General features: G+C 38.6%; 17 protein-coding genes and 1 riboswitch. Of the genes, 5 read left to right on the forward strand and 12 right to left on the reverse strand.

All coding sequences use genetic code 11. The features are described 5' to 3' along the window. The first annotated feature begins 80 nt into the window (after positions 1-80). Complete coding sequence (locus JNUCC25_RS18950) at positions 81-458, forward strand: winged helix-turn-helix transcriptional regulator (RefSeq protein ID WP_029323601.1); 378 nt, start codon at positions 81-83, stop codon at positions 456-458. 156 nt (positions 459-614) lie between these two features. On the opposite strand, the gene JNUCC25_RS18955 is transcribed toward JNUCC25_RS18950, so the two are convergent. The 6 genes from JNUCC25_RS18955 to JNUCC25_RS18980 all read right to left on the reverse strand — a co-directional run bounded on the left by JNUCC25_RS18955 (position 615) and on the right by JNUCC25_RS18980 (position 3,629). Further along, positions 615-1,259, reverse strand: coding sequence for a hypothetical protein (locus JNUCC25_RS18955; protein WP_223268983.1), 645 nt, complete (start codon positions 1,257-1,259; stop codon positions 615-617). Between the two features lie 71 nt (positions 1,260-1,330). Next, positions 1,331-1,654, reverse strand: coding sequence for a hypothetical protein (locus JNUCC25_RS18960; RefSeq protein ID WP_064472007.1), 324 nt, complete (start codon positions 1,652-1,654; stop codon positions 1,331-1,333). Positions 1,655-1,799: 145 nt separating this feature from the next. Next, positions 1,800-1,985, reverse strand: coding sequence for a hypothetical protein (locus JNUCC25_RS18965; protein WP_064472008.1), 186 nt, complete (start codon positions 1,983-1,985; stop codon positions 1,800-1,802). Between the two features lie 252 nt (positions 1,986-2,237). Beyond that, on the reverse strand, positions 2,238-3,020 hold the full coding sequence (locus JNUCC25_RS18970) for a GNAT family N-acetyltransferase (RefSeq protein WP_064472009.1): 783 nt from the start codon (positions 3,018-3,020) through the stop codon (positions 2,238-2,240). A gap of 91 nt (positions 3,021-3,111) precedes the next feature. After that, on the reverse strand, positions 3,112-3,387 hold the full coding sequence (locus JNUCC25_RS18975) for a GNAT family N-acetyltransferase (RefSeq protein WP_253880615.1): 276 nt from the start codon (positions 3,385-3,387) through the stop codon (positions 3,112-3,114). Positions 3,388-3,398: 11 nt separating this feature from the next. Further along, a complete protein-coding gene (locus JNUCC25_RS18980) occupies positions 3,399-3,629 on the reverse strand; it encodes a hypothetical protein (RefSeq protein ID WP_228540856.1) in 231 nt (76 codons plus the stop codon). A 151-nt stretch (positions 3,630-3,780) separates the two neighbouring features. On the opposite strand from JNUCC25_RS18980, the gene JNUCC25_RS18985 reads away from it, so the two are divergent. Both JNUCC25_RS18985 and JNUCC25_RS18990 read left to right on the forward strand, forming a co-directional pair. Next, the gene (locus JNUCC25_RS18985; RefSeq protein ID WP_013058472.1) at positions 3,781-4,212 is read left to right on the forward strand and encodes a hypothetical protein; all 432 of its coding nucleotides are present in this window, start codon (positions 3,781-3,783) and stop codon (positions 4,210-4,212) included. A gap of 431 nt (positions 4,213-4,643) precedes the next feature. After that, complete coding sequence (locus JNUCC25_RS18990) at positions 4,644-4,784, forward strand: YvrJ family protein (RefSeq protein WP_013058473.1); 141 nt, start codon at positions 4,644-4,646, stop codon at positions 4,782-4,784. A 12-nt stretch (positions 4,785-4,796) separates the two neighbouring features. Here JNUCC25_RS18990 and JNUCC25_RS18995 read toward each other — a convergent pair whose 3' ends face one another. Beyond that, a complete protein-coding gene (locus tag JNUCC25_RS18995) occupies positions 4,797-6,062 on the reverse strand; it encodes a molybdopterin molybdotransferase MoeA (RefSeq protein WP_029323610.1) in 1,266 nt (421 codons plus the stop codon). A gap of 114 nt (positions 6,063-6,176) precedes the next feature. Between JNUCC25_RS18995 and moaC the strand changes: the two genes are divergently transcribed. Together moaC and JNUCC25_RS19005 are read left to right on the forward strand one after the other, a co-directional pair. Continuing rightward, on the forward strand, positions 6,177-6,665 hold the full coding sequence (gene moaC, locus JNUCC25_RS19000; protein ID WP_029323612.1) for a cyclic pyranopterin monophosphate synthase MoaC: 489 nt from the start codon (positions 6,177-6,179) through the stop codon (positions 6,663-6,665). A 12-nt stretch (positions 6,666-6,677) separates the two neighbouring features. Continuing rightward, positions 6,678-7,190, forward strand: coding sequence for a MogA/MoaB family molybdenum cofactor biosynthesis protein (locus JNUCC25_RS19005; RefSeq protein WP_029323614.1), 513 nt, complete (start codon positions 6,678-6,680; stop codon positions 7,188-7,190). A 33-nt stretch (positions 7,191-7,223) separates the two neighbouring features. Here JNUCC25_RS19005 and JNUCC25_RS19010 read toward each other — a convergent pair whose 3' ends face one another. The 5 genes from JNUCC25_RS19010 to JNUCC25_RS19030 all read right to left on the reverse strand — a co-directional run bounded on the left by JNUCC25_RS19010 (position 7,224) and on the right by JNUCC25_RS19030 (position 12,482). Further along, positions 7,224-7,886 carry a sulfite oxidase-like oxidoreductase gene (locus JNUCC25_RS19010; protein ID WP_078082092.1) on the reverse strand — a complete coding sequence of 221 codons (663 nt, stop codon included), beginning with the start codon at positions 7,884-7,886 and terminating at the stop codon, positions 7,224-7,226. A 24-nt stretch (positions 7,887-7,910) separates the two neighbouring features. Beyond that, positions 7,911-8,828 (reverse strand): ABC transporter permease, encoded by a 918-nt coding sequence (locus JNUCC25_RS19015; protein WP_064472011.1) that lies wholly within the window; start codon positions 8,826-8,828, stop codon positions 7,911-7,913. Further along, complete coding sequence (locus JNUCC25_RS19020; RefSeq protein WP_029323621.1) at positions 8,815-9,882, reverse strand: ABC transporter permease; 1,068 nt, start codon at positions 9,880-9,882, stop codon at positions 8,815-8,817. The genes JNUCC25_RS19015 and JNUCC25_RS19020 overlap by 14 nt, the downstream gene beginning before the upstream one ends. Further along, positions 9,857-11,389: an ABC transporter ATP-binding protein gene (locus JNUCC25_RS19025; RefSeq protein WP_078082093.1), complete on the reverse strand. Its 1,533-nt coding sequence runs from the start codon at positions 11,387-11,389 to the stop codon at positions 9,857-9,859. The genes JNUCC25_RS19020 and JNUCC25_RS19025 overlap by 26 nt, the downstream gene beginning before the upstream one ends. 82 nt (positions 11,390-11,471) lie before the next feature. Beyond that, a complete protein-coding gene (locus tag JNUCC25_RS19030; protein ID WP_078082274.1) occupies positions 11,472-12,482 on the reverse strand; it encodes a BMP family lipoprotein in 1,011 nt (336 codons plus the stop codon). Between the two features lie 74 nt (positions 12,483-12,556). Then, a riboswitch (SAM riboswitch) is annotated at positions 12,557-12,663 on the reverse strand. Positions 12,664-12,955: the final 292 nt, after the last annotated feature.

A 12,955-nucleotide genomic window follows, 5' to 3' on the forward strand; every position in this document is an offset into this window, starting at 1 on the left:
ATATTTTGTAATAAATTAGAGGAAGTACGCACATTAATTAAACATAGTATAAAACCGTATACTACAGGGAGTGAAAATGGATGAGAAACCAAAAAGTAGGCTTCGATTATTCACCCAGTAAAGTCGGGTGCCCGGTCGAAACCACATTAGACGTAATAGGTGGAAAATGGAAAGGAATTATACTTTATCATCTCATTGATGGAAAGAAGCGTTTTAATGAGTTCCGAAAACTATATCCTGCCATTACACAGCGCATGCTGACTTTACAATTAAGAGAGTTAGAAAAAGACGGGATTGTTCACCGTGAAATCTATAAAGAAATCCCCCCAAAAGTAGAGTACTCCCTAACCGAATTCGGAAGATCTCTCGAACCAATCATTTTGCTTATGAAAGACTGGGGAGAAACGCATAAGAACAGAATTATTAATGCGAGAGCAATGGAAAAAGAAGAAATTTGAAGATAAATTTGAAGATAAATTAGTGTATTTCTTATATCGCCTATTTGTCATAACCACCGTTATAAAGCAGCAAAAGCCTTTAAAACAAATAGTTTTAAAGGTCTTTTATATTTTCCTAATATGCTATAAAAACGCTCTTCTTAAAAAATATAAATTTTAAAATTCTTTGCGTATCTCCTTACCTGATTGTGGTACACCTTTCTTTACATAGTTTAAAGTAACTGTACCATGCTTTAGTTCAGCTTCTTTTTTTAAGAAAGATACCATTTCACTGAAAGTCTCTGCATCTTCTTTTTTCGGTTTTCGAGCAATGGAGATAGTAATTGAAGGCGAAGCATTATAATCCTTATAACTAGTGGCGATATTAGGATTAATATTATATGTCTTTCCTACTTGCGCATCGTAAAATACAATGAGCTCATCTAACGGTTCAAACTTCTGTATAATGTAAGGGCGAACTTTTTTATTTAATTGACTTTCCCACTTAGAAGAAATATAGCTATCTTCCATTTCATTTACTTCATCGTTGTAGTAAACAAGAAAATTTGTCTGATCCTTTTCATTAGTTACCTTTGCTGCATATTCAAAAGGAAAATTCCCCATATTGTCGTATAAGGTATCATAAATAACAGTTGAATCTGTAAAATGTGTCTTCAAATACTTTTTAGCTTCTACTTTTACTTTTTCTTCTTTATCTTCGTCTGGCTTTAACGACTGATTAAATATAAAAATGGCTCCTACAACAACAATTATTACTAGGCTAATAATCAGCACTAACCCCTTTGCTACCCTCTTCATCATTTACCCTCTTCCTTCAAATATTTTATTAACCTTATCGATTTGTTTCATCCTATTTGAAGATTTAGTTAACGTTATAGCCTTACCTTCTTTAACGAAAAATGTGGTTTGAAACTAATTTCCACTTCCGTATTGTCATCGTTCCCCAAGATATTTAACCGATCATTTTCTCCTTTAATTTGGCTAATATCTTCTAAATCAAAGTTAAAGATTAATCCTTTAAAGTGTTTATAACTTAAGCTTACACTGCACTTACTTTCATGTACCGACATCGTCAATAGTAAATGAAATCCCTGATCGTCATCCTTGCTGTACATAAACATACCAGTCTGTTTATCAATCATTACTACAGGCTCGTCTTCAAATAACTCAAGCATTTCATATTCATCGTACTTCATTAGTATTTAGATCCTCCTATCTTACTTGCATGAGTACCCACCTGAGCTGAAATATTTAGTAGATACACTATCAATGCTAATAAAATCCCATTTCTCCATATAAAAAATGCCTGGATAGGCATTATCCAAGCACTCTGAAAATTCATTATGTATGATTTTTCTTTCTTACCTGTACACCTGTATAAATAGAATTACCTATTAATATTGCGGTTCCTAGAAGCCAGCCCACCGTAGGAGAGTGCTCGAATACATCTTTCAAAGCCAGCCCTAAAGAAATGGCTGCTACTCCTAGCATTAATAAAAGGACAGTAATGCTTTGCTGTCTTTGCATATATGCCCCCCTCACCTGCTTTTTCTTCTAAATTATTGTTTTTCTGTCTGCTCTTTTTGCCCAACAATCCAAGCTAAAGATAAAATTGAAACAGTTACAACTGCTGCCGTTAACATCCCTATATCCCCCTCTTATTCCTTATAATTACATTGTAACATACTTTTAGAACAGTGCTTACACATGCTTATTCTATCTAGACTTTGTTGCTCTAAAAGTATAACCGGTACAAAAAAGCCCTACTTTTAGGGCTTTTCATTTTAATACATATAAAGCGTACCTCTCTTCATTAGAAAATCCAAGTTTACTAGCTAATGCTTTTGACGCTTCATTATTATTATCGCAATCCCAAGCAGGCATAACATTCTTTTCTAAACACTTATTTATAAACTCTTGACCCACTATTTTTCCCAATCCTTGTCCTCTATAGCTAGGATTAGTCACAATATCGATTTCAGCTATTGTTCCACTATGAAAGATAGACACACATTCAGCGACAATATTTTCTTTATGGATAACACAAACTCCTAATCCGTTTTTAAAAAAATGACTTTCTGATCCCCAGTAATCGACTATATATGATTCATTGAAATTCTCACTTCCCCTTAAAAAATCAGAGTTAAAATCTTTTAACTCATAAAGATCGGGAAGGTTATACTTAGAAGGAACTTTTGGAGGAACAAATCTATACTTAGAACGTATCATTTTCTTTACGTACGGTTTGAAAGTCTCGTCAAAAAGAGCCTCCCAATCGGTCGATGGAGTAAAAACAGTAAAACGTTTTTCCATGCCATAAACCTTCTCAACGAAGTAACGATAGAGAGAATTATTAAACACTAAGTCATTTCCTTGACCAAATACATAATAGTCCCCTGCACGTATTCTAAGAAATCCTGACGTTGGCTTCATACTATCATTTACGTACACAGACCCTTGAATCACACGATTAACAACAGAAAAAGCAAATGTAGGAGTCTTAAATGATGCTTTTAAAATGTTGTGTATCTTATGATAATCTTTTGGTTCTAAACAATGCATTTGATCTCCCTCCTTAATAAAGTATTTGTTTATCTATTTCTTTCTAGTTAACACAAAACATGTCATAGGCTATTTAAAAAATTAACTGCCGCTATCCTTCTTTAGTACGCAAATAAGAAGGATGTTGCAACCCCGTAGGTTTATAAAACTCATCATGTGTGTATTTAAACCCTAATTTATTAAGTGATTTTGCAGAGTCTCTATTTTTAGGGTTATGCCCCGCAAATAAACTGCTTACCTCAAGGTTAGTAAAAGAGTAATCTATGACTGCTTGACTTGCTTCTTGAGCTATTCCCTTTCCCCAATAAGGACGTTTTAAGTGTATGCCAAACTCCAGAGTTTTACCTTGAATATTGTAAGGTCGCACACCACAGCAACCTACATGTTCGTTTGGAGTAAAAAAACAGGCCAGTACTGAATGTTATGTTGACGATACATATCTATTTCTCTATCAAGTCTATTTTGCACTTCCTCCACAGACATTTTTCCATTTGCCACAATAAATTTCGTTACGTTTTCATCTCCCCAAAGAGAGTTTGCATATTTAACATCATCACTATGCCAAATGGAAAATCCTAACCTTTCCGTTTTCAAGAAATACTCTCTCATATACGTATCCTCTTCTCTTTTTACGTTTATATATTTGTTAATTAATACCACACAAGATTATTTTACTGTAAACTGAATACTATACTCTTTAGATTTAACATTATCTAATTTATTAAAATATCGTAAATCAACACTTTAATAGGAGGAACTTATGATATCGCTTCATAGAATTTTAAAATTGCGTGATTTAGAAATCTTCCATGTATCAAGGAATGGAAGAATTATATCTTATGTAGTTATTGAAGACACTCGAAATCCATTTACAGAAGAAGATAAAAAACTAGATCCATTATGTTATATGGATGCAGAAGATATTGACGCGATTTTAAACGTTTTTAGGATTTCGATCATTAATGATGAAAAATTAAACGAAGAAGATTCAGACCTTATAACGTCGTTCTTTTCAGACTTTGTTAATAATACAAATTTAACAAACTTTATTATTAAGGAATACATTCAAGAAGATTTGTATGATCATGAGGTTAATCTAAAATTCTTCAATAAAATGTTAAAGAATATAGGTTCAAATTATAGTATTGAAGAATTTGATGAAATGAACTGGATTTATTTATCTCAGGATTAAAATATAAACTGTGTACACAACCACTCTCTTAGACACACAGCAAAAAAGAGAACCCTTAGGGAAGTAAGAGTTCTGAAAAAGTCACTTTTATAGAATATGCAGCTTTTTATACATCCTTAATTTAGTTGGTTTTTCATTAGGAGGACCAATTAAATCGATGAATCAAAAGTGCACCTCTTATTCATATGTTAGAACACATCAAAAGTATTATTTATATTTAAAAATATGTTATAGTTTAATTCCAATAATCGTTCATACTTGAATACGTATAAATGAACCCTTACAAAAAAGCAGCCTCGCTTGCCAATGCCGAGGCTGCTTTTTCTTATTTTTTAAGGACTTTTGTCTTAAAAATGGACGTCTGCCCTGCGAACAAATACTTAGAAATCACATATTATAATATATCTTCTAAGTGAAGGAGGTATGCTATTATGGAAAACTTAGTTAGCTATATTAAAGATTTAGGCTTTCCAATTGCCCTATCTTTTTACTTACTTGTTCGCATTGAAAGCAAATTAGATCGAATTACAGAGCTGCTTCAAGTTCTTATTGAAAAAAAGGACAAGCAATAAGCAGACTGCTATTTATACCCAAAGCGAACTCGTGCCTTCGTTTTCAAGATGCAGCACGTTCACTTCTGTTCCTTTATCATACCCATGCTCTCCACCTGGAAGAACAACCAGCGCATTTGCTGCAGCTAATGACGAAATAGCGCCTGACTTGTCCATTCCAACTGGAGTTACAACAAGCCTTCCGCCTTCGTCTGTAATTTCTCCTCGCACCATTCTCGTAAATGCATTAGGCTCTTTAAAACGTCCGTTTAACACCGCTTTTGTTTTATGTAAATGGGGCAGTGGTGAATGTAAAAAGCTGCGAACAATCGGACGTACAAACAGTTCAAACCCGACATAGCAAGCAGATGGGTTTCCTGATAGTCCAAACAGCAGCTGCCCGTTTCGTTCTGCGACTGTTGTGACGCTTCCCGGCCGCATCGCAATTTTGTTAAACAGCACATTCGCACCAAGCTTTTCATAAATAGCCGGCAAATAATCATAGTCCCCAACGGATACCCCACCGGTTGTCAGTAAAATATCCACTTCTTCGAGCGCTTTTTCTACCGCTTCATAGCAGCGGTCAAAGTCGTCTTCAAGCTTTCCTAAGTATTTCGGAACCCCGCCGCTTCTTATAATTTGCGCGAGTGCCATATAGGAGTTGCTGTTGCGGATTTTTCCTGGTTCTAACGGCTCGTTCACATCAAGCAGTTCGCTGCCCGTTGTTAAAACCCCAACAACCGGCTGCTTCACGACAGCGACATCGGCATAGCCAAACGTAGCTAAAAAAGCCGTGACGCCCGGATTGATTCGCGTCCCTTTTGAAACAAGCACGTCTCCTTTTTTCGTTTCTTCTCCTTTTAATGCAATGTGCTCCCACTTTGAAGCCCGCCGGCTTAACGCCATATACGTCTTTCCTTCTTTTTCATAAGACTTCGTTACTTCAAGCATTACAACCGCATCACATGAATGAGGCACTTGCGCTCCTGTCATAATGCGCACCGCTTGAAACGGCTTTACTTCTCCTTCAAAAACAGAGCCGGCGCCGATTTCACCTACTACTTCGAACTCGACAGGATGTTCACTTGAGACTTCTACACAGTCTTGCGCTCGAATTGCAAAGCCGTCATAAAGCGATTTATTAAAATGAGGAACGTTTTGGTCGGCGATAATATCTTCTCCTAAATAGCGTCCGTAGCTTTCGGTGATTGATACGCGTTCAATGCTGCCTTTTCTTTTATATGTCATAACTTTTTCAATTGCTTCAGGAATTGAAATAGGTGTTCTGCTTTCTAACATACATTCTTCACTTCCTTTATGTCTGTTCACTTTTTACGCTATGGTGTAAAATCATAGCATATCTCACTATTTCTATCATACAACAAAATTTACTGAAAAAGGATGAAAACACCGATGTCTTCTTTTACACATTTTAATGACCAAGGCCGTGCCAATATGGTCGATATTAGCGAAAAATCTATTACTCGCCGCGTTGCAACAGCTCGTTCAAGTATACTTGTTAACAAAGAAATTCACGAAGCCATTGTAGAACATAAAATCGGAAAAGGCGACGTACTTGCTGTCGCGCAAGTAGCGGGAATCATGGCAGCAAAACGTACGTCTGACATTATTCCGATGTGTCACCCTCTTCTATTAAAAGGCGTAAACCTTTCATTCGACTGGGACACAAGCAATGATCAGTACCGTTTATTAATAGAAGCAACGGTTAAAACCGAAGGCTCAACGGGTGTTGAAATGGAAGCTTTAACCGCTGCTTCTGCCTGTGCACTAACCGTTTATGATATGTGCAAAGCCATTGATAAAGGAATGATTATCGGCGAAACATATTTGTTTGAAAAATCAGGCGGCAAAAACGGTGACTACAAACGCACAGAAGCGTAAAGGAGGTACATAATGAGCGTACACGAACATAAATCCAAAGCAACGCAGCCCGTTCGCTGCAAAGTTATTACAGTATCAGACACGCGTACAAAAGAAAGCGATAAAAGCGGCGCGCTGATGATGGAACTTCTAAAAGAACATGACATGCAAGTCGCCTCCTATGAAATTGTAAAAGACGATCAAACGTCGATTCAACAAGCGATACTTGCCGGATGCAGTGATGATGGCATCGACGTTGTTCTGACAAATGGAGGGACAGGCATCACAAAACGAGACGTCACAATTGAAGCCGTTCAAGCGCTGATTCATAAAGAAATCGTTGGATTTGGTGAGCTGTTTCGCATGCTGAGCTACATCGAAGACATTGGCAGCGCAGCAATTATGAGCCGGGCAATTGCCGGGACGATTAACGAAAAAGCCGTTTTCTCTACACCGGGATCAAGCGGTGCTGTTCGTCTAGCCATGACCAAGCTGATTTTGCCTGAGCTTCGCCACGTTGTGTGGGAATTAAAACGCCAGCGCTAACAAAATGCCTATGCGCACGCATAGGCATTTTCATTAATCATAGTCTTTATGTACCCACTCATCTTCTGGAATGCCTAAATCTTCTCCAGAAAAACGCTCTTCTTTAAACGGATCTCCTCTAAGATGAAAGCCGTTTTGCTCCCAAAAGCCAGGATGATTTTCATCAATGACTTCAAAGCCTCGAAGCCATTTAACACTTTTCCAAAAGTACAAATGCGGAACAACCAATCGTAGCGGATATCCATGCTTAGCTGTAAGCGGCTCTCCGTTAAAGGAATGAGCAAGAAGAATATCGTCTCTCAGTAAATCTTCTACCTCAATGTTTGACGTATAGTCATTGTCTCCGTGCAGCATGATATATTCACTTTTTAACTTCACGCCAATTGCTTTTAAAAAGTCTGTAAACAGCACGCCCGTAAATTCATTATCAAGTCTTGTCCATCTCGTTACGCAGTGAATATCGCATTTCACCGTTGTTTGCGGCATGTCTAATATATCTTGATACGAAAGGGTTACTTCCTTGTCTACTAATCCAAATACGCGAAGCGTCCACTCCTCTAGGTTATACTCCGGCACGTCTCCTTCATGTAAAATCGGAAAGCGCTCCGTCACTACTTGCCCCGGAGGCACTCGTCCTTTGTACTTTGGATCAATTTCTGGTGTTTTCATTCGTTTAATACGGTCTGCTTTGTTCATAGGTACCACCTCTTTATTTTTTTATCAGCGTGCACTTTGCTGACTTGTTTGATTCGTTTCGACTCCTTTATCTCGCAGGAAAAACATCGCTGCTAATGTCAGCACGTAAGGGACCATCATCGTAAACTCGGTCGGTATTGAAAAACCTTGCAGCCGTGTACTCACAGCATCCATTAAGCCGAAAAGTATACTTGATGCTAAAATACCAAGCGGATGAGACTGACCAAGCATCATCGCCACAAGTGCGATAAATCCACGTCCTGAAGTCATGCCTTCTGAGAACATCGTGACTTGTCCTAATGAAAGCTGTGCTCCGGCAATCCCACACAGGATTCCGCATGTTGCAATCGCAAACAGCTGATATCTGATCGCTTTTAAACCAAGCGTACTTGCTGCTACTTTATTGTAGCCTACCGCTAGAAGACGGAAACCAAAAATCGTTCGATAAAAGAAGATATAAAAAGCAATTGCTGCTAAAAAAGCAAAATAGACAAGCGGCGACTGTCCTGAAATAATGTCGCCGATTACAGGTATGTCTTTGATCAAAGGAATATCCCATGTGCCTATTCCCTGCATATTTTTATCGTAATAGGCACCTTTTGTATGAAAAATAGTCCGGAGTAAAAATGTCGTTAAGCCCAGTGCTAAAAAATTAATAGACACCCCAACAACAATTTCATTCGCTTTAAACACCACGACCATCACTCCAAACAGCAACGCAAAAAGTAAGCTTGCTCCAGCAGCAATCACGATCGCAAAAAAGACATTGTGAGTATAATAGTTGCCGGCAATCCCGCTAAAAGCTCCAATCAAAATCAGACCTTCTAGCCCTACATTAAATATGCCTACGCGCGCGCAAAGCATTCCGCCAAGGGCCGCTAATAATATAGGCGCAACCATTCGCAGCGTTGCATTTAACAGTGACCAATCAAGCAGCTCCACGAATATCAGCTCCTTTCTTTTTTGCTCTCCACCACTGCTTTGTGAACTTTGCTGAGATAAATAGAATGAGTACAGCTTGCATAATACTCGCAATTTCTAACGGAATGTCTGTATTACGCTCTAGCCCCATCGCTCCTGTTTGCAAAGCGGCAAGTAAAAGAGACGTAAAAATAATACCGATTGGATTTGAATTTGCTAACAGAGCAGCCATTACCCCAGTCCACGCATATCCAGGAACGGTGAGCGCATCGTCTACAAAACGGTACTGTGAACCAAGAACTTCAAACCCTCCGGCTAATCCAGCCAAGCTTCCGCTAATAAACATGCTAAACAGCATGACTTTTACTTGATGAATACCTCCGTACGCTCCGAACAACGGATTTTTCCCGGATGCGTTTACTTCATAGCCAAACACAGAGTAGCGAAGCACCGTCCACAGCAGAAGTGCACCTACTAGAGCAATGATAAACCCAATATGAAGAGGCATTCCTTGAAACACTTTTCCAAGCCACGCCCCTTGCTCAATCATAGGCGTTTGAGCGAGAGCAGCTGAGCCTGTTTTATCTTGAAACGGATGGCCTGCTAAATAGCTTGCAAATAAAACAGCGATATAATTTAATAAAAGCGTAGAAATGACGAGCTGAATTTTAAACGCGGCTTCCATCCAGCCTGCTAAAACAGAAAGCAAACCTCCTGCCACAACAGCAGCTGCAATAGCCGCTATCAGCTTGACTATCCCTGGAGCTGGCAGGTAATAAGCGACAATTGCTGCACTAATCGCTCCAACGACCATCTGTCCTTCTCCCCCTAAATTAAACACACCTGCTCTAAAAGCAAACCCGACACCTAACGCAATTAAAAGAATAGGCGTAGCGCGAGCCAGCGTAGTGCTGAAGAAATAAAAATTACCAAACGCTCCATTCCAGAGCTCTGTATATGTTTGAAGAACCGAACCACCAGTTAAGGAAATAATAATGCCTCCTATTGCTAAGCCAAAAATGACTGCAATAACCGGCTGGATTAATGATTTAAGAAGTTTCTGCAACTGTATCACCTTCTACCGTTCCTCCTGCCATTAATATGCTTAGTTTCTCTTCTGTTGCTTCTTCCCTTGTAAGCTCTCCAACAATACTGCCTTCGTACATAACTAAAATTCGATCTGATAGTGAGATAATCTCCGACAGTTCCGAAGACACAAGTAAAATAGCGGAGCCATTATTCCGTTTTTGAATCAAAGCATCATGAATACGTTCCATTGCCCCAATATCCACTCCTCGCGTTGGTTCAGCAGCAAGTAGAAAAGAAGTGTTTTGCCCAAGCTCTCTGGCAACAATCAATTTTTGCAGATTTCCCCCTGACAGTTCTCCAGCTTTTTGCTTAGATGAAATGGCTTTAATCGAAAATTCATTTATCCATTCCTCCACGCTCGACTTGAATATCTTTCTTTTCAGCCAGCCCATCTTCGAGTAAGAAGCTTTATACTGATAGCCCATTAGTGCATTTTCTTCGATCGTATCGTCCTTAGAGGCTCCCCACATATAGCGGTCTTCTGGAATATGAGCGATTCCTGCCTCTCTTCTTTCACGCACAGATCGCCCTGTAAGATCTTCATCTCCAAGTTTAATACTTCCGCTGTCTGTTTCTACTAATCCAGAAATTGTTTGAAGCAGCTCCGATTGTCCATTTCCCGAAACGCCTGCAATACCGACAATTTCGCCTGCAGAAACGTGAAGAGACACATTTTGCAATACGTTTTTTTGTCCTTTTCCTTTTAAAAAGAGATTTTGTACGTTTAAATGAGAGGTACCTTGTGATGGTATTCTTGCAGGACGCTCTTTTAATTCTCGCCCTACCATCAGCCTGGCTAGGTGATGAGCATTGGTATCTTCTTTACTTGTGACGCCGGCTACTTTACCATTTCGAAGAACCGTAATGCGGTCCGCTACCTCCATCACTTCTTGCAGCTTATGTGTAATAATAATGATACTTTTACCTTGAGAAGCTAAAAAACGGATTGTTTTTAATAGTTCCTTCACTTCATGAGGAGTAAGAACGGCGGTAGGCTCGTCTAAAATAATGATTTCTGCTCCTTGATACAGCACTTTTAAAATTTCAATTTTTTGCTGTTCTCCAATTGAGCAATGTTTTACTTTCTTATGAACATCTACTGAAATTTGATAGGTTTGGGTTAATTGCTGTACATCTGCTTTCGCCTGCCTTCTATTAAAAAAGAGGCCCTTCTTTGGCTCATGCCCCAAGACAATGTTTTCAGCCACTGTAAAATGAGGAAAAACCATAAAATGCTGATGCACCATGCCTATTCCATTTTTGATCGCATCTGCAGGAGATGAAAACGAGACGGTTTTCCCATGTAGCTGAATATTTCCTGAACTCGGCTTTTCCATTCCGTAAAGCATCCTCATCAACGTTGTTTTTCCAGCGCCATTTTCTCCAACCAGCGCGTGGACCTCGCCTTTTTTCAGTTTAAAGGACACGTTATTATTTGCTAAAAATGAACCGTATTTCTTCGTCAAATTCGTTAACTGCAGCAGCTCACTCATTCTATTCATTGCTCCTTTCCCCATTAGGATTTTTTCAAAAATAAGAAAGAGAAGCCAGCCTTACTCGACTTCTCTTTTCAACTCACTTTGCTAACGGATCTTTTACCACTGTTTTTCCATCAATAATCGAATCTTTAATTTCTTTTAATTGATCAATTACATCTTGCCCTACAAAGTCATTAAGAGGCGTCTTGCTGTCTTGAGTCACATACGTTAACCCAACACCTTTTTCTTTTAAGCCGTATGTCACTACACCGGATTTAAATTTGTCATTTGCGAGTGCTTCTACCGTTTCATAAGCAGCCGCATCAGATCCTTTCAACTGCGATAAAACGATATGCTCAGGATCTACTTCCGTACGGTCAATATCTTGGCCTGCCGTATAAAAACCCTTTTCTTTTGCTGCTTCAAATACACCCAAGTCGCCTACCGCTGAAGCTCCGGCGATAAAGTCAGCTCCTTTTGAAGCCTGTAAAATAGCAAGTTCTTTTGCTTTAGCTGGATCGGAGAAACTTCCAACATAGTTTACTAGAAAGTCTGCTTTTGGATTTGTTGATTGTAATCCTTCTTTAAAACTTACGGTCCATTTTTTTAATAATGGAATATCATCAGCTGCAACCATTCCTACTTTATTCGTTTTTGTAACCAATCCTGCCGCTGCTCCTAATAAATATGAAGCTTCTTGTTCACGGAATACAACGCTTCTTACATTTGGTAAATCGACCACTGTATCAATAATCGCAAATTGACGCTGCGGGTTTTCTTGAGCTACTTTTTTCAACGCATCTTCGGATTCAAAAGAAGATGTAATAATCAAGTCATAGTTTTCTGCTACGGCAGCACGCAAGTTACTTTCAATGGCTGCTTGATCCGTAGACTCAATTGTTTTTACATCAATGTTATACTTCTTCCCAGCGCGTTTTGCTCCATCATCCATTTGTTGAAAAAACGGGTTAACTCCAATCTTTTCAGGTAAAACAAGAGCTATTCGCTTCTTTCCTTTCTCTTCGCTTCCACTGCTTTTTGTGCTTTTTGACTGACAGCCAGTTACGAGTAGTACAAGCGCAACTGCTAAAACAAGAAATCTCTTCATTTGACTTACTCCCCCCATAATATAAAAAAGCTCTTCCTTTATATAAAGGAAGAGCTCGTTAACCAAACGTCTCTTCCTCATCTTCAAGAACATACTGTTCTTAAGGATTTGGCACCATTCTGTCATAGACAGCGGTTGCCGGGTTTCACAGGGCCAGTCCCTCCACCTCTCTTGATAAGGAAAACAATAGCTATTTGTTTTATGTAATATAGTCAATATTAATAGTTTTTTAATAATTGTCAATATTATTTTTCTTTTTCATAAAAAAACTTTAAAAACAGATAGGATTATACGGTTTTAGTCTACTAAAATACAGGTCAATTCCTCTTCTAAATTAATTATTGTATGCTTCCTAGCAAAGCGCTTACGGTAAGTCTGCTAGTCTTCTAGAAGAGTCATTTGGATCAGAGCACTTTTATTACATGTCTTTTGTTAATCCACTATCAATTGAAATAACTTTACCAAGAATGTTA

It is taken from the genome of Priestia sp. JNUCC 25 (assembly GCF_053667915.1).